12 protein-coding genes are annotated in these 18,171 nt (G+C 62.4%); 10 read left to right on the forward strand and 2 right to left on the reverse strand.

What is annotated here, in order from left to right; genetic code table 11:
• Window positions 1-111: 111 nt before the first annotated feature.
• Window positions 112-4,065: a trifunctional transcriptional regulator/proline dehydrogenase/L-glutamate gamma-semialdehyde dehydrogenase gene (gene putA, locus J3B00_RS04645; protein WP_209864652.1), complete on the reverse strand. Its 3,954-nt coding sequence runs from the start codon at window positions 4,063-4,065 to the stop codon at window positions 112-114.
• A gap of 359 nt (window positions 4,066-4,424) precedes the next feature.
• Here putA and putP point away from each other — a divergent pair, with 359 nt between their 5' ends.
• From putP to J3B00_RS04690, 9 genes are all read left to right on the forward strand, one after another.
• Window positions 4,425-5,918 carry a sodium/proline symporter PutP gene (gene putP / locus J3B00_RS04650; RefSeq protein WP_209864656.1) on the forward strand — a complete coding sequence of 498 codons (1,494 nt, stop codon included), beginning with the start codon at window positions 4,425-4,427 and terminating at the stop codon, window positions 5,916-5,918.
• 457 nt (window positions 5,919-6,375) lie between these two features.
• Entirely contained in the window at window positions 6,376-7,212 is an 837-nt protein-coding gene (rlmJ, locus tag J3B00_RS04655; protein WP_209864659.1) for a 23S rRNA (adenine(2030)-N(6))-methyltransferase RlmJ, read from the forward strand.
• Between the two features lie 175 nt (window positions 7,213-7,387).
• The gene (locus tag J3B00_RS04660; protein WP_209864663.1) at window positions 7,388-9,145 is read left to right on the forward strand and encodes a carbamoyltransferase; all 1,758 of its coding nucleotides are present in this window, start codon (window positions 7,388-7,390) and stop codon (window positions 9,143-9,145) included.
• Window positions 9,129-10,259 (forward strand): glycosyltransferase, encoded by a 1,131-nt coding sequence (locus J3B00_RS04665; protein ID WP_209864667.1) that lies wholly within the window; start codon window positions 9,129-9,131, stop codon window positions 10,257-10,259. Before J3B00_RS04660 ends, J3B00_RS04665 begins: the two co-directional genes overlap by 17 nt.
• Entirely contained in the window at window positions 10,259-11,155 is an 897-nt protein-coding gene (locus J3B00_RS04670; RefSeq protein ID WP_209864671.1) for an antimicrobial resistance protein Mig-14, read from the forward strand. The genes J3B00_RS04665 and J3B00_RS04670 overlap by 1 nt, the downstream gene beginning before the upstream one ends.
• A gap of 2 nt (window positions 11,156-11,157) precedes the next feature.
• Window positions 11,158-12,585 (forward strand): PIG-L family deacetylase, encoded by a 1,428-nt coding sequence (locus J3B00_RS04675; protein ID WP_209864674.1) that lies wholly within the window; start codon window positions 11,158-11,160, stop codon window positions 12,583-12,585.
• Window positions 12,582-13,544, forward strand: a complete 963-nt coding sequence (locus tag J3B00_RS04680) for a glycosyltransferase (protein ID WP_209864678.1) — start codon at window positions 12,582-12,584, stop codon at window positions 13,542-13,544. The genes J3B00_RS04675 and J3B00_RS04680 overlap by 4 nt, the downstream gene beginning before the upstream one ends.
• 22 nt (window positions 13,545-13,566) lie before the next feature.
• A complete protein-coding gene (locus J3B00_RS04685; protein WP_209864681.1) occupies window positions 13,567-14,334 on the forward strand; it encodes a glycosyltransferase family 2 protein in 768 nt (255 codons plus the stop codon).
• Between the two features lie 22 nt (window positions 14,335-14,356).
• A complete protein-coding gene (locus J3B00_RS04690) occupies window positions 14,357-15,490 on the forward strand; it encodes an O-antigen ligase domain-containing protein (RefSeq protein WP_245362486.1) in 1,134 nt (377 codons plus the stop codon).
• A gap of 34 nt (window positions 15,491-15,524) precedes the next feature.
• Here the strand turns inward: J3B00_RS04690 and J3B00_RS04695 are convergent, their stop codons facing one another.
• Complete coding sequence (locus J3B00_RS04695; RefSeq protein WP_209864688.1) at window positions 15,525-16,163, reverse strand: phosphotransferase; 639 nt, start codon at window positions 16,161-16,163, stop codon at window positions 15,525-15,527.
• Between the two features lie 115 nt (window positions 16,164-16,278).
• Between J3B00_RS04695 and msbA the strand changes: the two genes are divergently transcribed.
• On the forward strand, window positions 16,279-18,081 hold the full coding sequence (gene msbA, locus J3B00_RS04700) for a lipid A export permease/ATP-binding protein MsbA (RefSeq protein ID WP_209864691.1): 1,803 nt from the start codon (window positions 16,279-16,281) through the stop codon (window positions 18,079-18,081).
• The last annotated feature ends 90 nt before the right edge of the window (window positions 18,082-18,171 follow it).

Below are 18,171 nucleotides of genomic sequence, written 5' to 3' on the forward strand. Positions count from 1 at the left end.
TGCTGGGGCTGCTTTGCAGCCCTTTCGCGACACAAGGCCGCTCCCACGGGGGGGCGTAGTTGCCACAAAAAAGGAGAGCCGAAGCTCTCCTTTTTCATTACATCAGCTCAATCAACCAATGGTCATCAAGCTGGCATTACCCCCCGCCGCCGCAGTGTTGACACTCACCGCACGCTCGATCACCAAGCGCTCCAGGGCAATCTGATGATCGCCGCTGGACAGCCCATGCACACCGACGATTGCCCCGGCACGCTTGGCCACCTGCTCGCATACCACGCGTAGCTGATCCGAATCGCCATGGTGAATCACGGCGTCGAAGGCAACCTCATCCTTGTTCCAGTCGCCAACCAGCTTGATCTTCGCTTGCAGTTCCTTCGGCAGGCGCGCACGCAGGCTCTTCGCCGGTTCGCCATCCAGGCACACCGCCGAGCTGCCGACTGCCAGTACCGCGGCCAGCTGCGCCAACAAGTCGGCTTCGCTATCCGCCAGGCACAGCACGTGCTCGCGCGGCAGGATGGTGTAGCTGTTGCGCTCACCGGTCGGGCCCGGCAGCAGGCGGGTGATACCGCTCTGCGATTGCACGGCAAACTCGGCGCACAGACGCGACAGGTCGCTCAGCTGGTTGCTCTCGGCCCAGGCTTTGAGTGCATGCAGCGGCTTGATCAGCTGGTCGCGCAGTAAGCTGTCGACCTTGCCTTCACCATCGGTACGCTGGAACTGACGCGCAACCGCATCGGCTGGGCGGGTCGACAGCAGGCGGTACAGGTACAGCGGGCCACCGGCTTTCGGGCCGGTGCCGGACAGGCCTTCACCACCAAACGGCTGCACACCGACCACGGCGCCAACGATGTTGCGGTTGACGTACATGTTGCCGGCATTGACGTTGTCGACCACTTTGGCAATGGTCTCGTCGATGCGAGTGTGCACGCCCAGGGTCAGGCCGTAACCGGAGGCATTGATCTGCTCGATCAACTGGTCGAGGTTGCGTCGGTTGTAGCGCACCACGTGCAGGACCGGGCCGAAGATCTCGCGCTTGAGCTCGTCGAAGCTGTCCAGCTCGATCAGGGTCGGCATGACGAAGGTGCCGCGCTTGCACTCTGCAGCATCGGCGATGGCCACCTGATAAACCGTACGGCCTTTTTCCCGCATGGCCTGGATGTGCTTCTCGATGCCAGCCTTGGCTTCGGCGTCGATCACTGGGCCGATGTCGACCGACAGGCGCTCCGGGTTGCCCTGGCGGCTCTGCGCCATGGCACCTTTGAGCATTTCGATCACGCGGTCGGCAGAGTCTTCCTGCAAGCACAGTACACGCAGCGCCGAGCAACGCTGGCCGGCACTGTCGAACGCCGAGGACACCACATCGATTACCACCTGCTCGGTGAGCGCCGAGGAGTCGACGATCATCGCGTTCTGGCCGCCGGTTTCGGCGATCAGCGGGATCGGCCGGCCTTGGGCGTCGAGACGGCCAGCGATGTTGCGTTGCAGCAGGCGGGCAACTTCGGTGGAGCCGGTGAACATCACCCCTTTGACCCGCTCGTCACCGACCAGGCGCGCGCCGACGGTCTCGCCACGGCCTGGCAGCAGTTGCAGGACGCCTTCCGGAATACCGGCTTCCAGCAGCAGGCGCACGGCCTGGGCCGCGACCAGTGGCGTCTGCTCGGCCGGCTTGGCCAGCACCGGGTTGCCTGCAGCCAGGGCCGCGGCAACCTGGCCGCTGAAGATCGCCAGCGGGAAGTTCCACGGGCTGATGCATACCACCGGGCCCAGCGGGCGGTGCGCGTCGTTGCTGAAATCGTTACGTGCCTGCACTGCGTAGTAGCGCAGGAAGTCCACCGCCTCGCGCACTTCGGCGATGGCGTTGGCGTAGGTCTTGCCCGCCTCGCGGACCAGCAGGCCCATCAGCGGCTGGATCTCGGCTTCCATCAGGTCGGCGCTGCGCTCGAGGATTGCCGCGCGTTCCGCCGCCGGCGTCGCCTGCCAGATCGGCGCGGCGTTCAGCGCGCATTGGATGGCGTTGTCGACGTCAGTGATGGTGGCTTCCTGCACATGGCCGACCACGTCGCGATGATCGGACGGGTTGAGCACCGCAGCCGCGGCCTCTTGGCTAGAGGCGCAGCCCAGCAGGGGCTCGGCTTTCCAGGGGTTGTGGGCAGTCGCCAGCAGGGCGCAGGAGAGCGACGCCAGGCGGTGTTCGTTGGCCAGGTCGATACCGGCCGAGTTGGCCCGCTCGCTGCCGTACAGGTCGCGCGGCAGCGGGATGCGTGGGTGCGGCAGGCCGATGCTGCCTTCCTGGGCAGCCATCTGCTCGATGCTCGCGACCGGATCGGCGACCAGCTCCTGGATCGAGATCGAGTGGTCGGCGATGCGGTTGACGAACGAGGTGTTGGCGCCGTTTTCCAGCAGGCGGCGGACCAGGTAGGCCAGCAGCGTTTCGTGGGTGCCGACCGGTGCATACACGCGGCAAGGACGGTTCAGCTTGCCGTCGGCGACTGTGCCGACCACTTGCTCATAGAGCGGCTCGCCCATGCCGTGCAGGCACTGGAACTCGTACTGGCCCGGGTAGTAGTTCTGCCCGGCGATCTGGTAGATGGCGGACAGGGTGTGGGCGTTGTGGGTGGCGAACTGCGGGTAGATGGCTTCCGGCACCGACAGCAGCTTGCGTGCGCAGGCGATGTAGGAAACATCGGTGTACACCTTGCGGGTGTAGACCGGATAACCTTCCAGGCCTTCGACCTGGGCGCGCTTGATCTCGCTGTCCCAGTAAGCGCCCTTGACCAGGCGGATCATCAGGCGGTGACGGCTGCGCTTGGCCAGGTCGATGACCGAGTCGATCACGTACGGGCAGCGTTTCTGGTAGGCCTGGATGACAAAACCGATACCGTTCCAGCCGGTCAGCGACGGCTCGAAGCAGAGGCGTTCGAGCAGGTCCAGCGACAGCTCGAGGCGGTCGGCTTCTTCGGCGTCGATGTTCAGGCCGATGTCGTATTGCTTGGCCAGCAGGGTCAGCGACAGCAGGCGCGGGTAGAGCTCTTCCATGACCCGCTCGTACTGGGCGCGGCTGTAGCGCGGGTGCAGTGCCGAGAGCTTGATCGAGATGCCCGGGCCTTCATAGATGCCGCGGCCATGCGAGGCTTTGCCGATCGAATGGATGGCTTGCTCGTAAGAGGCCAGGTACTTCTGCGCGTCGTGCTCGGTCAGCGCGGCTTCGCCAAGCATGTCGTAGGAGTAGCGGAAGCCTTTGGCCTCGAAGCGACTGGCGTTGGCCAGCGCTTCGGCGATGGTCTCGCCAGTGACGAACTGCTCGCCCATCAGGCGCATGGCCATGTCGACGCCCTTGCGGATCATCGGCTCGCCGCTCTTGCCGATGATGCGCGTGAGCGAGGAGGTCAGGCCGGATTCGTTATGGGTGGAAACCAGCTTGCCGGTCAGCAGCAGGCCCCAGGTTGCAGCGTTGACGAACAGCGATGGACTGTTGCCCAGGTGCGGATGCCAGTTGCCGGTGCTGATCTTGTCGCGGATCAGCGCGTCGCGGGTGCCTTTGTCGGGGATGCGCAGCAGGGCTTCGGCCAGGCACATCAGCGCCACGCCTTCCTGCGACGACAGCGAGAATTCCTGCAGCAGGCCCTGAACGATACCGGCGCGACCGCTGGCACTCTTCTGGTTGCGCAGTTTCTCGGCGATACCGGCGGCCAGCTTGTTGGTGGCTTCGGCCTGGGCCGTGGTCAGGCGCGCCTGCTCCAGCAGCATGGGCACCATTTCCTGCTCGGGGCGGCGGTAGGCGGCAGTGATTGCAGAGCGCAGTACCGACTGCGGCAGGATGCTTTCGGCAAACTCGAGGAAGCATTGATGGTTGTGGTCTTGCTGGACGTCGCCAGCGTCTTCGCCGAGGTTGCCGCCATGACCGTTTATTTCAGTCAGGGTGGCACCACCCTCAAGCTTCTCCAGGTAGTTGAAGATCGCCTGCTTGATCAACCAGTGCGGCGTGCGGTCGATGGACTGCGCAGCTGCCTTGAGTCGCTCGCGGGTAGGGTCGTCAAGTTTGACCCCAAGGGTGGTCGTCGCCATTTCTTATCCTCGTTATTGCCACGGGCGTGGCCTAAGCTGGAGCCAAGATTAGCTGTAGGACAATTCAGGTGCAACCTGGTGCAACCCGTTTTTTCTTGGGAAAAGGTGCAACTCGTCTGACGGTTTTTCCGATTTAGCGAAAATGGTCATCAACAGTGCGTTTTCTTATGAAAACGGTGTTGTTTGCGCCAAAAAGGAGCAAGAACGCGGCTTTTTCTGAATTTGTACGGGTAGGTGCAACTTGCAGCCGAAAAATGGTTGCACCTAATTGATGTTGTTGCATAGGATTCGCCGCCTGGGTGCAACCGCCTTATCCGGTGAGTCTGCAAGAGATAAAAACAAACGCCAGGGCACAACTCATGGGCAATCCACTAACGATCACCTTCGTGGTCTACATCGCGGCAATGGTACTGATCGGCTTCTTCGCCTATCGCTCGACCAACAACCTCTCCGATTACATCCTGGGTGGACGAAGCCTGGGCAGCGTGGTAACCGCATTGTCTGCAGGTGCCTCGGACATGAGCGGCTGGCTGCTGATGGGCCTGCCGGGCGCCATCTACATGTCGGGACTCTCCGAAGCCTGGATCGCCATCGGCCTGACTGTCGGTGCCTACCTCAACTGGCTGTTCGTTGCCGGCCGCCTGCGGGTGCAGACCGAGCACAACGGTGACGCGCTGACCCTGCCGGATTACTTCTCCAGCCGTTTCGAAGACCAGAGCGGTCTGCTGCGGATCATCTCGGCTGTGGTCATCCTGGTGTTCTTCACCATCTATTGCGCCTCCGGCATCGTTGCGGGGGCGCGCCTGTTCGAAAGCACCTTCGGCATGTCGTACGAGACCGCCCTGTGGGCCGGCGCTGCGGCAACCATCGCCTACACCTTTGTCGGTGGCTTCCTGGCGGTGAGCTGGACCGATACCGTGCAGGCTTCGCTGATGATCTTCGCGTTGATTCTGACGCCGATCATCGTGCTGATCTCCACCGGTGGTTTCGATACAACCTTCGCAGCCATTGAATTGCAGAACCCGGCGCACTTCGACATGTTCAAGGGCGCAACCTTCGTCGGCATCATCTCGCTGATGGGCTGGGGCCTGGGCTACTTCGGTCAGCCGCACATCCTGGCGCGTTTCATGGCGGCGGATTCGGTCAAGTCGATCGCAAAGGCGCGTCGCATCTCCATGACCTGGATGATCCTCTGCCTGGCCGGTACCTGCGCCGTGGGCTTCTTCGGTATCGCCTACTTCTCGGCGCACCCTGAGGTTGCCGGCCCAGTTAACGAAAACCACGAGCGTGTGTTCATCGAGCTGGCCAAGATTCTGTTCAACCCATGGGTTGCCGGTGTGCTGCTGTCGGCCATCCTGGCGGCGGTGATGAGTACCTTGAGCTGCCAGTTGCTGGTGTGCTCGAGCGCGCTGACCGAAGACTTCTACAAGACTTTCCTGCGCAAGAATGCCTCGCAGGTCGAGCTGGTCTGGGTCGGTCGTCTGATGGTGCTGGCGGTGGCGCTGATCGCCATTGCCATTGCGTCGAACCCGGAAAACCGTGTGCTTGGCCTGGTGTCGTATGCCTGGGCTGGCTTCGGTGCTGCGTTTGGTCCGGTAGTGCTGTTCTCTGTGCTGTGGAAGGGCATGACGCGTAACGGTGCCCTGGCAGGCATTGTCATCGGCGCGGTAACGGTGATTGCCTGGAAGCAGTTGGTCGACAATGAGCTGCTGGACAGCAAACTGTACGAGATCATCCCGGGCTTCCTGCTCGCTAGCATTGCGATCTTCGTGGTGAGCAAGCTGGGCGCGCCGACTTTGAGCATGATTTCGCGCTTTGAGAAGGCTGACGAGGCTTATCATATCGGTAAGTGATGGTGGTTTGAGGGTTGTCTGAAAAGGCCCGCGTCTCTTGGAGATGCGGGCTTTTTTCTGTTCACGGGTTGCCTGGGGCTAGGGGTAGGTTCCGGGGTTTGTAGGTTGGGGGCTTATCCATTTGATGGGGTGGTGCTTCTGGCCCCTTCCGCCCTTACGGCCATCCCTTTCAAGGTCTTTGAAATTTGGTCTGGCTTGAGCTCGCCGGGGCCGCTGCGCAGCCCTTTCCGACCGGTCCGGCGCCCCGGCAAGGCCGCTCCCACAGGATGGAGTGTTGCCCATTTTTTGTTCAATACATGAAAGTCACTGCACGGCGCCGTCCATGTGGGAGCGGCCTTGTGTCGCGAAAGGGGCGCGCAGCGGCCCCGGCGAGCTCACGCCAACCCCCACCAATCGCCCGGCGGGCCTGACGACTTCAACGCGACAAGGTAAACTTGCCGGCCTTGCAGGAGTTGCCATGAACTATCGTCACGCCTTCCACGCCGGCAACCACGCCGACGTGTTCAAACACATCGTGCTCACCCGCCTCATCGCCCTGATGTCGCGCAAGGAGCAGCCGTTCGCCTACATCGACACCCATGCAGGCCTGGGCCTGTACGACCTGCAGGGCGACCAGGCAACGCGCACCGGTGAATACCTGGAGGGCGTCGCGCGTCTGTGGGGGCGCGATGACCTGCCGGCGATCACTGCCGACTATCTGCGCGTCATCAAGCGCCTGAACCAGGACGGCGAACTGCGCTACTACCCCGGCTCACCCGAGCTGGCGCGTCGGCTGATGCGCCAGCAGGATCGCGCGCTGCTCAACGAGAAACACCCCGAAGACGGCCCGCTGCTGCGCGAGAACATGAAAAAGGACCCGCGCGTCACCGTCCACCTCGGTGAGGGTTGGCACGTGCCGCGGGCGCTGCTGCCCGTTCAGGAAAAACGCGCGATCATGCTCATCGACCCGCCCTTCGAGCAGGCCGACGAGCTCAAGCGCTGCACCGTGGCCGTGAAAGAAGCGATCGGGCGTATGCGCCAGACCGTCGCGGCGATCTGGTACCCGATCAAGGACCAGCGCTCGCTGACCCGCTTCTATCAGGACCTGACCAGCACCGGCGCGCCAAAGCTGCTGCGCGCCGAGTTGTATGTGCATCACCAGGACAGCCCGCAGGGGCTTAATGGCTCCGGCCTGGCCATTGCCAACCCGCCTTGGGGGCTGGAAGAGGAACTGCGTGAGCTGCTGCCGCTGCTGGCAAAAGAGCTGGCGCAAACCGACGGCAGTTGGCGTCTTGACTGGCTGATCGCTGAATAAAGGCAGTTGCCTGGCTCGTCCGGCGATGATGGCGACACATTCAGCATTGCATCCTGGGGCAAGCCGTTCCCGGGGGGCAGTGCGTCCCTGATGTTTGCGTTATAATCCCGCCCTTTAGTCGCCGTCCGCCCACCAGGCCGACGGCGCATCTCTACCGAATGAAGAGGCTAGACCCTTGGCATTGACGATTCTTGGCCTGTCCGGCGCCCTTAGCCATGACCCTTCCGCGGCCCTGTACATCGACGGCAAGTTGATCGCCGCCGCCGAAGAAGAGCGCTTCGTGCGTGACAAGCATGCGAAGAACCGCATGCCCTACGAATCGGCGAAGTTCTGCCTGGAACAGGCCGGCATCAAGCCGTCGGACGTCGACGTGGTGGCGATTCCGTTCGCCCCGATCAGCCTGTTCGGCAAGGCCCGCTGGCACTATGCCAAGCGCTACTGGTACGCCCCGGACCGCGCCCTTGACGCGATCCTGATGGGCAACCGTCGCTACAAACGCTACCGCAAGAAGATCGTCTGGTGCCTGGAGCAACTGGGCTTCGATCCGAAAAAGATCAAGATCGAGCCAGTCGAGCACCACCTGGCGCACGCTTCCAGTGCCTACCACTGCTCCGGCTTCAAGGAAAAAACCGCGATCCTCGGCATCGATGGCAAGGGCGAGTACGCCACGACCTTCTTTGGCTACGGCGAAAACGGCAAGATTCACAAGATCAAGGAATTCTTCGATCCGGATTCCCTGGGTGGCCTGTACGGCGCGATCACCGAGTTCCTTGGTTTCGAGATGCTCGACGGCGAGTTCAAGGTCATGGGCATGGCGCCGTACGGCGACGCCAGCAAGTATGACTTCTCGCGCTTGGCCAGCTTCGAGAATGGCGAACTGGTGATCAACACCGAATACGCCAACGTCATCGGCCTGCGCCGCTATAAAGAGAAGGGCAAGGGCTTTTACTTTACGCCCAAGCTGATCGAGTGGCTGGGGCCCAAGCGCGAAGGCGATATCGCCGACGAGCCGTACATTCACTATGCGGCAAGCATGCAGGCGCTGTTCGAGAAGCTGGCCCTGCAAATGATCGACCACTACCTGGGCGACACCCTCAAGCAAACCGGCAAGCTGGCGTTCGCCGGCGGCTGCGCGCTGAACGTCAAGCTCAACCAGAAGATCATCGCCCGCCCGGACGTCAAGGAGTTGTTCGTCCAGCCTGCTTCCGGCGACGCCGGCACCGCAGTTGGCGCCGCGGCCTATGTGTCGCACGCCCGTGGCGTACCGGTCGAGAAGATGGAACACGTCTACCTCGGCCCTGCGTACTCCAACGAAGACGTGATCGCCGCCTGTGCCCGTCACCCGAGCCAGCCGGCCTGGCGCAAGCTGGACAACATGCCCGAGCAGATCGCCAAGATCATGGTCGATGGCAACCCGGTGGCCTGGTTCCAGGGCCGCATGGAGTTTGGCCCGCGTGCGCTGGGTGGTCGTTCGATCATCGGCTGCCCGAGCGTGCCTGGCGTGGCTGACCGGATCAACCACCAGATCAAGTTCCGCGAGCGCTGGAGGCCTTTCTGCCCGTCGATGCTCGACACCGTTGCGCCACAGATGATCAAGATCGATCACCCGGCGCCGTTCATGACCTTCACCTTCGAAGTGGCGGAAGAGTGGAAGACCCGCGTGCCGGAAGTCGTCCATGAAGACGGTACCTCGCGTGCCCAGGTGCTCAAGCGTGAGTACAACCCGCGCTACTACGACATGATGAAGGCGCTCGAGGACCTGACCGGTAACGGCGTGTCGTTGAACACCTCGCTCAACCGCCGCGGCGAGCCGATGATCTGCTCGCCGACCGATGCGCTGAACATGTTCTTCGGCTCTGACCTGCAGTACCTGATCATGGAAGACATCCTGGTCGTCAAGGATGGCGCTGCGCCTTATGACCAGCCGCTCTGAACCGCGCATCCTGCAGTTCTGCCATGGCTATGACGGGCCGTTTCTCGACTGTGCCCGTCAGTACGCCAGCCTGTTTCAGGGCAGCGGCTACCAGGTCACCACGGTGTTCCTCACCGGTAAGGCCGACCCGCAGGTGGCGGCTGGCTGTGCGTCTGATGAAGTGCTGTTTCTGGAGTTCAGCTCAAAGGCCGTGCGCGGCCTGAAGCTGGGCGCCATTCGTGCCCTGCGGCGGATCGCCGCCGAACGCAATTTCAGTGCCTGCATTGCCCACCGCTTCAAGCCGATCTATATCGCCTTGCTCGGCACTCGCCTGCCGGTCATCGGTGTGCACCATGCCTTTGGTGATTACCAGCGCCAGAGCCGGCGGCTGTTTGCCAACCTGTTTCGCAAGCGGCTGAGCCTGCTCGGCGTGTCCGACGCCGTGCGCGACGACATGCGCCGCTGCCTGCCGCAGTGGCCTGGCGAGCGTATCCAGACGCTGTACAACCGTATCGATGTCGAGGGCCTGCAGGCGAGCCTGGTACCTCGCGATGAGGCGCGCCGCGTGCTCGGCCTTGACCCGCAGGCATGGATTGTCGGTAACGTCGGCCGCCTGCACCCGGACAAGGACCAGGCCACCCTGCTCAAGGGCTTTGCCGAGGCCTTGCCGCAGTTGCCTGAGGGCGCTCGCCTGGCGGTGTTGGGCATGGGCCGCCTGGAAGCCACGCTCAAGGCCCAGGCGGTTGAGCTGGGTATCGCCGGGCAGGTCGACTTCCTGGGCCAGGTGGCGGATGCCCGGCGCTATTTCAAGGCGTTCGATGTGTTTGCCCTGAGCTCCGACCATGAGCCGTTCGGCATGGTTCTGCTCGAAGCCATGGTCGCCGGCGTGCCCGTGCTGGCTACCGCCTGCGGCGGTGCCCGGGAAGTGGTCGAAGGGGTTGGCGTACTGTTCCCCCTTGGTGATGCCGGGCAGTTGGCACAAGGCCTCAAGCATATGGCCAGGCTCGACGACCAGCAGCGCCAGGCGTGCGCCGAGCACATGCTGCAACGGCTGCGCGAGCGCTTCAGCGATCACGCCGTGCGCGACGCTTTCTGGCAACTGCCAGAGGCTCGGGCGCTGGTGGTGCGCACGTGATGCTCAACCGTATTCAGGCTGTGCGCGAACGCGGCTGGCAGGTCATTGATGCGTCGGCCTATGCCGACGCCTGGCAGCGCTTCGGCGGCAGTGTCGCGACTCACCCGCTGGTGGTCGAGCAACTGGCGCAGTTGGCGCAGATTCCGGTGCGTTACCTGGGTTGGGAGAAAGATGGCCAGTTGCAGGCGGCCATTCCCACCTGGGGGCGGCATCTGGCCTTGGCCAAGGATGTGCTCAAGCGCCACGGCAAGAAGGGCCTGTTCGACCTGGGCAACGCCGAACTGATCCTGCCTGCCGCCGCCAATGCTGCTGCGCCGCTGCGCCATGCCGGGCGTTATCTGTCCGAGTTGAACCAGGGCCGCTTCAGTGGCCTCAAGGCGCAAACCGAGCAGTTGGCCATGGCTCGCGCCCACGAAGACCTGTCGAAGAAGTTTCGCTACAACCAGCGCCGCGAACTGCGCCTGCTGGAAGAAGCGGGTGGCCAGGTGCAGGCGATCAGCGACTTCAGCTCAGCTGAAATCGCCGCCATGTACTGTGACCTGTTCCAGCGCCGCTGGGGCTTTGCCGCTACCGGTGCCCAGCACATGGCCGAGGTCATCGAGCGCCTGCGCGCACTGTTGATCGGCTCGGTGCTGCTGCTCGACGGCAAGCCCATTGCCATCCAGCTGGTGTATCGCGTCGAAGCGCCCGAGTGGATCAGTGTCGAATACGTCAACGGCGGTGTCGACCCCGAAACCAAGGCCTTCAGCCCCGGCAGCGTGTTGAGTTTCCTCAACACCCAGGCGGCCTGGGAAGATGCCAATGCACGCAGCAAGCCGCTGCGGTTCTCTTTCGGTCGTGCCGACCGCGAGTACAAGGACCGTTGGTGCAATCCCGTGACTGTGTATCAGGTCTGACCATGAGCGCACGCAAGCAGCAACTGCTGAGCCGTCATCGAAAGGGCAAGCGCATCGCTCTGCTGGTGGCGCTGTGCCTGCTGTTGCTCACCGGGCTGTTGGCCTGGTGGTTACCGTTGCTGTTGGCGGTGCTGCTGTGGGTGGCGCACGAAGCGTGGTTTTCCGATCACCTGTTCTATGAGCCGGGCAGCGACTACCAGTACGACCTGCAGGGCAGTGAGCGCTATGCCCTTGAGAGCGGTAACGGGCTGCTCGCGCTGCCCGCCGGTTGTTCGCTCGACGGTGGCGAGACGTTGCTGGTGCGCGTTGGCCTGCGGGCTGGCTGGTTGGGGCGGCTGTTCGACCCGGCGGTGCTCATCGAGGGTGGCAACGCCGACAGCCAGGCGTTCGAGCGTGGTGTGCGCGGCGTGCGCTACCTCAACCTCACCGGGCAGGATGAAGCACTCGCCGCAGGCCGTTTGCGCCTGCGTGGCCGCCATTGCCGGCTGACCGGCGACATGGAGCTGTTGGTCGTGCGCCATGCCGACTACCTTGCCGGCAGCCTGATGGTCATTGCGCCGCATGCCGACGATGCCGAGCTGGCCGCCTTTGCCGCCTACGCTCAGGCGGCGCAGAGCTGGATCGTGACCGTGACCGCTGGCGAAATCGAAAACGAGTACTACCGCGACACGCTCAAGCTCGATACGGTCGCAGCGGCCCGGCTCAAGGGTGAAGTGCGCAGCTGGGACAGCGTCGCGGTACCGCGCTGGGCCGGTGTGCCGGCGTCGCAGAGCGTGCAGTTGGGGTACTTCTGCATGCAGCTGGCGGCGATGCAGGCCGACCCTGAGGCAGTGGTCTCCTCGCGCGAAGCTGATCTTGCCGATACCCGGCCGTTCCGTCGCTTCAATGAACTGTCACTGCACAGTGATGCCGACGGCCTGCCAACCTGGCGCAACCTGGTGGCGGATTTACGCGAGCTGATCGAGCGAGCGCGCCCGGCAACGATTGTCCTGCCGCACCCGCAGCTCGATCCGCACCCGGACCACGTCTGCGCCCACGACGCCCTTCGCGAGGCGCTCAAGGGCACCCAGTGGCAGCCGCAGAGCCTGTTGTTCTACGCCAATCACCTGCACGACAATGACCGCTGGCCGATGGGCGAGGCAGGCGACGGCGTGGCCTTGCCGCCGAGTTTCGAGGCGCAGTGGGCGATGCGCCCGTGGACCTTGCAGGTGTCGCCCGCACAGCAGCGACACAAGGCCCTGGCCTTGGGCATGATGCACGACCTGCAGCCGCCGGCGCCGCTCAAGCGGAGAATTCGCCGCTTCCTGCAGCATTATCTGGCCGGTCGCCGTTGGCCGGCTTTCGGTGAAAATGAATTCTTCCGCAAGGCAGTGCGTCGTCATGAACTGTTTTGGGTCGAGACTCTGATCGACAAGAGAGAGCAACAGTGAAAGTCCTGTTTCTGGTCCAGAAAGAGCAGCGTGCGATCCTGGATCGTCTGTACGAAGGCATCTCGGCCAGTTGCGAATGTGACATTCGCTGGTTGAGCGACGACGAACAGGATGACTTGCGCGGCTACTTCAACCGCCATGTAAAGGTGGAGGAGTACGACCGCATCCTGTTCTTCCTGCGCTTCAAGAAAGAAATCCGCCAGGTTCGCTTCATCCGCCAAGTCCCTAACCTGGTGATTCTCGAGCACGACGCCTACCAGAATTACATCCCCTGCAAGTACACCGGCAAGTTCAGCGCGCATTACCGCCGCTTGCCGTGGGCGCGGGTGATCACCTCGGGGGCAGTGGTGACACGGCGCCTGCAGGACGAAGGTTTTGATGCGCTGTTCGTGCCCAAGGGCTACGATCAAGCGCTGCTGCGCAACGAAAACCGTGAGCGCGACATCGAGCTGGCGTTCGTTGGTAGCTTGCGCAGCGTTGCCTATTCCGGGCGCAAGGCCATGCTCGACTCGCTGGCCGCAGTCGAAAACCTAGTCGTCACCCGCACCAAGTCGGGTGAAGAGTACAGTCAGACGCTGAGCCGGATCCGTTACTTCGTCAGTGCCGATGTCGGCATGGGCGAGTACATGATCAAGAACTTCGAAGCCATGGCCTGCGGCTGTGTGCTGTTTGCCTACGACCAGGGTGAGGAAGAGAATCGCGCCCTGGGTTTCGTCGACATGCACAACATCGTGCTCTACCGCGACCTGCAGCAATTGCGCGAAAAGCTTGCCGTACTGCGCGCCGACAGCGCACTGGCCGAACGCATCTCGCGCAATGGTCAGGAGCTGGCAGAGCAGCGATTCACCTTCCATGCGATCGGTCAGTCGATCGTCGAGGCCATGCGCGCCCCTTTGCGTCAGCGCATCAGCGAGGGCCCGTGGCAACGCCTGCGTCGTGCCCTTGGCTGGTCGCGCTGAGCCATCCAACATCGAGGAAACTATGCTCTTCAGTGAAAGCAGCGAGATCACGCTGATGGTGACCAGTTGTGGTCGGTTCGATCTGCTCAAGCGCACGCTCGAGACGTTCGACCGCTACAACACCGCGCCCATCCGTGAAGTGTTCATCACCGAGGACTCCGGCGACGAGGCGGTGCGTGAATGTATTCCAGAGCACTGGCGCGCGCACACCCACTTCATCGTCAACAATCCCAAGCTTGGCCAATTGCGTTCGGTCGATGCCGCGTATGCCCAGATCAAGACGTTCTGGGTGTTCCACTGTGAGGATGACTGGGCGTTCTATCGCCCCGGCTTCATCGAAGACTCCCAGACGCTGCTCGAAGCCGACCCGCAGGCGTTGCAGGTCTGGTTGCGCAGCTTCATGCATGACTTGCAGGTGCACAGCCCCTATGTATTCCTGCATGAGCGCCAGGTAGAGCAAGGCATCCCGTTCTACCAGTTGGGTTCGCACAAGGCTGAATGGCAAGGGTTTTCCTTCAACCCAGGCTTGCGCCGCCTGGCTGACTATCAGGCGCACGCGCCGTACGCCTCGCATTCTGGCGAGAAGAGCCTGTCGCGGTTGTACGCCGAGGCCAATCGCTACGCGCTGATCCTGGAGAACGATGCAGTGCTGCACACTGGTTTCGGCGAGCACGTTGAGATGCAGGAAGAAAAGGTGAAGAAGCTTCGTCGTAAACGTCGGGACCAGATCAAGCTGATCGGTGCCGTGCTCATTGGTCTCGTGGTTGGATGGATTTTGAAGGATGTTTGAGGGTATGGGCAAAGGCAGTGGCATGAGTAGGCACTACTTCGGCGCGGCACTGATTATCTTCCTCCTCAGCTACGTGCTGATGGCATCTTCCAAGTGGACCAACAATATTTTCTATGCGTTCGTCGCGTTGCCCGGCCTGGTGTTCCTGATCAAGGAGCGTGGTGCGGGGTTGTTTTCCAACAAGCTGGGCGTGGCGTGGGTGGTGTTTCTGCTGTGGTTCCTGGTGCCGGCGGCGGTGTCTGGGGATGGGCAGTTCTATAAGCACATTGTGTATGTGGCGCTGTTCGTATTTGTCCTGGCGGGATTGCTCGACCCGAACTTCTTCCGCAGTGAAGGTTTTACCCGGGCATTGTTCTGGGTGATTTGCCTATACATCTATGCCTGTGCCGCCTACGCCTACCAGACCGGTCTGTATGGTTTCGGGTCGCGGGTGGGGTTGTTGCCCGCGCGGCTGGCCAATGTGATCTACGCCAGTGTCTGGCTGCTCTGCGCCTTGGCCCTGGCAATGCCTCTCTGGGTCAGAAACCGCCGTTGGCTAGAGGCATCGGTAGCAGTGGTGCTGTCGGTGGTGGCGGTAGCCTTCGTCCTGCAAACCCGTACGGCACTGGTGGGGGCGGCCTTCCTGTTCGCTGTCTGGGGTGGCTACGCGCTGTGGCGCTACCCGCGAGTCGCCGGGCCTATGGTATTGGCGCTGGCAGTGTTGGGCGCGGGTACACTGTGGATGGTCAAGGACGCGGACTGGTTCCATGGCCTGTTTGCCCGGGGTGATTCATCCCGTGGCGAGCTGTTCCGGATCATGGTGGGCGAGTGGCGCAATTGCGGTTGGCTGCTGGGGTGCGGCGTCGAGTTCCGGACCGATCAGTTGCTCGGTGGCGTGGCGGCTATCCAGCATCCGCATAACATTTTCGTAGCGCTCGGTCTGTATACCGGCGGTGTTTCGCTGGTGCTGTTCCTGATCGTCATGGCCATGACCCTGATCCAGGCGATCCGCCTGCGTGACCCGTGGGGCATGTACCTGGCCTGCGCGCTGGTCATGCTCAACTTCGACGGCAGCAAGTTGATCGGCAACCCCGACGAGCTCTGGCCGCTGGTGCTGCTGCCGGCGGCGATGGTGCTGGGCAGGGTGGTGCAGCAACAACGGCGTTCACCGTTGTAATACATAAGGCCGCCCTCAGGCGGCCTTATGTTTTTCAGCCCAGGGCGTTTGCCAGTTCCTGGGGCGTGCACAGCTGCTGGCTGGCGAGGTAGGCATCGACAAAGCTGCTGTCGCCGGTCTCAAGTAGCCAGTGGCGATCCTGTCGATAGCGCAACATGTGCCGGAAGTTGCGCAGGCGCTGCGATTTGCGCAGTGGTCGTTGATAGATGCGCAGGTCGGCGATATCGATCAGCCCCAACTGGCCTTCGGGCGTCAGCACCACATTGCCCATGTGTGCCGAGCGAAAATACACGCCGCGCTCATGCAAGGTGGCGATAAACCGACCGAGCTGGGCGCGCAACGCGCTGTGCTCGCCGGGCTGCTCCAACACTTGGCGCAGGGTTTGCCCAGGCAGTGGGTCGTAGTGCACCGCATCGCGGGCGATGGCGGTGATACGGTATACCGCTATTACCCGTGGGCAGGGAATCTCTCGCTCCGCCAGATACTGGCAATTGTCGGCAAAACGCTGTGCGTAGGGGTACCAGGCGGCCGAGCTGATCAGGCGCTTGCGGCGGAACAGCTTGAGCATCGAACCATCGACCAGGCGCAGCACCTTGTCACCCGTGCCGTCAGCTTCGAGCACATGGGCACCTTCGCGCAGGGCGAGATAACGTGCATGTTCAAGCGCTTGCATCACGTCTCCAGAGTTTGGCCATGAGGGCGGGACAGCCGCCTATCTTACCTGCAGCGGGCGGTCGGAGACACCGCGTGTGTTATAATCCCGACTCTTTTTCACCCGACGGATTGTCATGACAGTTCCTGAATCGTCCGCCCCCGCGAGCCTGAAGATCTACTTTCGCCTGCTGAGCTACGTGAAGCCCTACATCGGCATCTTCATGTTGAGCATCGTCGGCTTCGTCATCTTCGCCTCTACCCAGCCCATGCTGGCCGGCATCCTCAAGTATTTCGTCGACGGCCTGAGCGATCCTCAGGCGGTGTTGTTCCCCTCTGTGCCCTACCTGCGCGACCTGCAACTGCTGCAGGCGGTGCCGCTGCTGATCATCCTGATCGCGGCCTGGCAGGGCCTGGGCTCGTTCCTCGGCAACTATTTCCTGGCCAAGGTTTCCCTGGGCCTGGTGCATGACCTGCGCGTAGAGCTGTTCAACAAGTTGCTGGTGCTGCCTAACCGCTACTTCGACAACCACAACTCAGGCCACCTGATCTCGCGGATCACCTTCAACGTGACCATGGTCACCGGTGCCGCTACCGATGCCATCAAGGTCGTGATTCGCGAAGGCCTGACCGTGGTATTCCTGTTCGCCTACCTGTTGTGGATGAACTGGAAACTGACCCTGGTGATGGTCGCGATCCTGCCGATCATTGCGATTATGGTGAGCACCGCCAGCAAGAAATTCCGCAAGCAGAGCAAGAAGATCCAGGTGGCGATGGGCGATGTCACCCACGTCGCTTCCGAGACCATTCAGGGCTACCGGGTGGTGCGCAGCTTTGGCGGCGAGAGCTACGAGCAACGCCGCTTCAATAATGCCAGCCAGAGCAATACCGACAAGCAACTGCGCATGACCAAGACCGGCGCGCTGTACACGCCGCTGCTGCAACTGGTGATCTACAGCGCCATGGCCGCCTTGATGTTCCTCGTGCTGTTCCTGCGCGGTGAAGCCTCGGCCGGCGACCTGGTTGCCTACATCACTGCCGCAGGTCTGCTGCCCAAGCCGATTCGCCAGCTGTCGGAAGTCAGTTCGACCATCCAGAAGGGCCTGGCCGGTGCCGAGAGCATCTTCGAGCAGCTGGACGAGCCCGCCGAGCTGGATACCGGTACCGTTGAGAAAGAGCGGGTCGAAGGTCGCCTCGAGGTGCGTAACCTCAGCTTTACCTACCCCGGTACCGAGCGTCAGGTGCTGAGCGATATCAGCTTCACCGCCGAACCGGGGCAGATGATCGCCCTGGTTGGCCGCTCCGGCAGCGGCAAATCGACCCTGGCGGGTTTGATTCCTCGGTTCTATCACCACGACCAAGGGCAGATCCTGCTCGATGGCGTGGAGATCGAGGACTACAAGCTGCGTAACTTGCGTCGGCATGTTGCCCAGGTCACCCAGCATGTCACGCTGTTCAACGATACCGTAGCCAACAACATTGCCTATGGCGATTTGGCCGGTGCGCCGCGCGAGGCCATCGAGGCTGCGGCTGCGGATGCCTACGCCAAGGACTTCGTCAATCAGTTGCCGAAAGGTTTCGACACCGATGTTGGCGAGAACGGCGTGCTCCTGTCCGGTGGTCAGCGCCAGCGCCTGGCCATTGCCCGGGCCTTGCTGAAGAATGCGCCGTTGCTGATTCTCGACGAGGCGACCTCGGCGCTGGATACCGAATCCGAGCGACACATCCAGGCCGCCCTCGACCACGTGATGCAGGGGCGCACAACCCTGGTGATCGCCCACCGCCTGTCGACCATCGAAAAGGCCGACATGATTCTGGTGATGGACAACGGCCGCCTGGTCGAGCGCGGCACCCACGCCGAGCTGCTTCAGGCTAATGGCCATTATGCCCGCTTGCACGCCATGGGCCTGGACCGGTCAGAGAAAGTCGACATCACCTGACCCGCCCTGATCGGGGCCAACGCTGGCCCCGATTGTCACCGGAATTGTCCAGATCAGGTTGGCCGTAAAGCCATCGCCTACCCTGTGCTA

The sequence above is a fragment of the Pseudomonas sp. BP8 genome, assembly GCF_017875955.1.
Taxonomy (GTDB): Bacteria; Pseudomonadota; Gammaproteobacteria; order Pseudomonadales; family Pseudomonadaceae; genus Aquipseudomonas.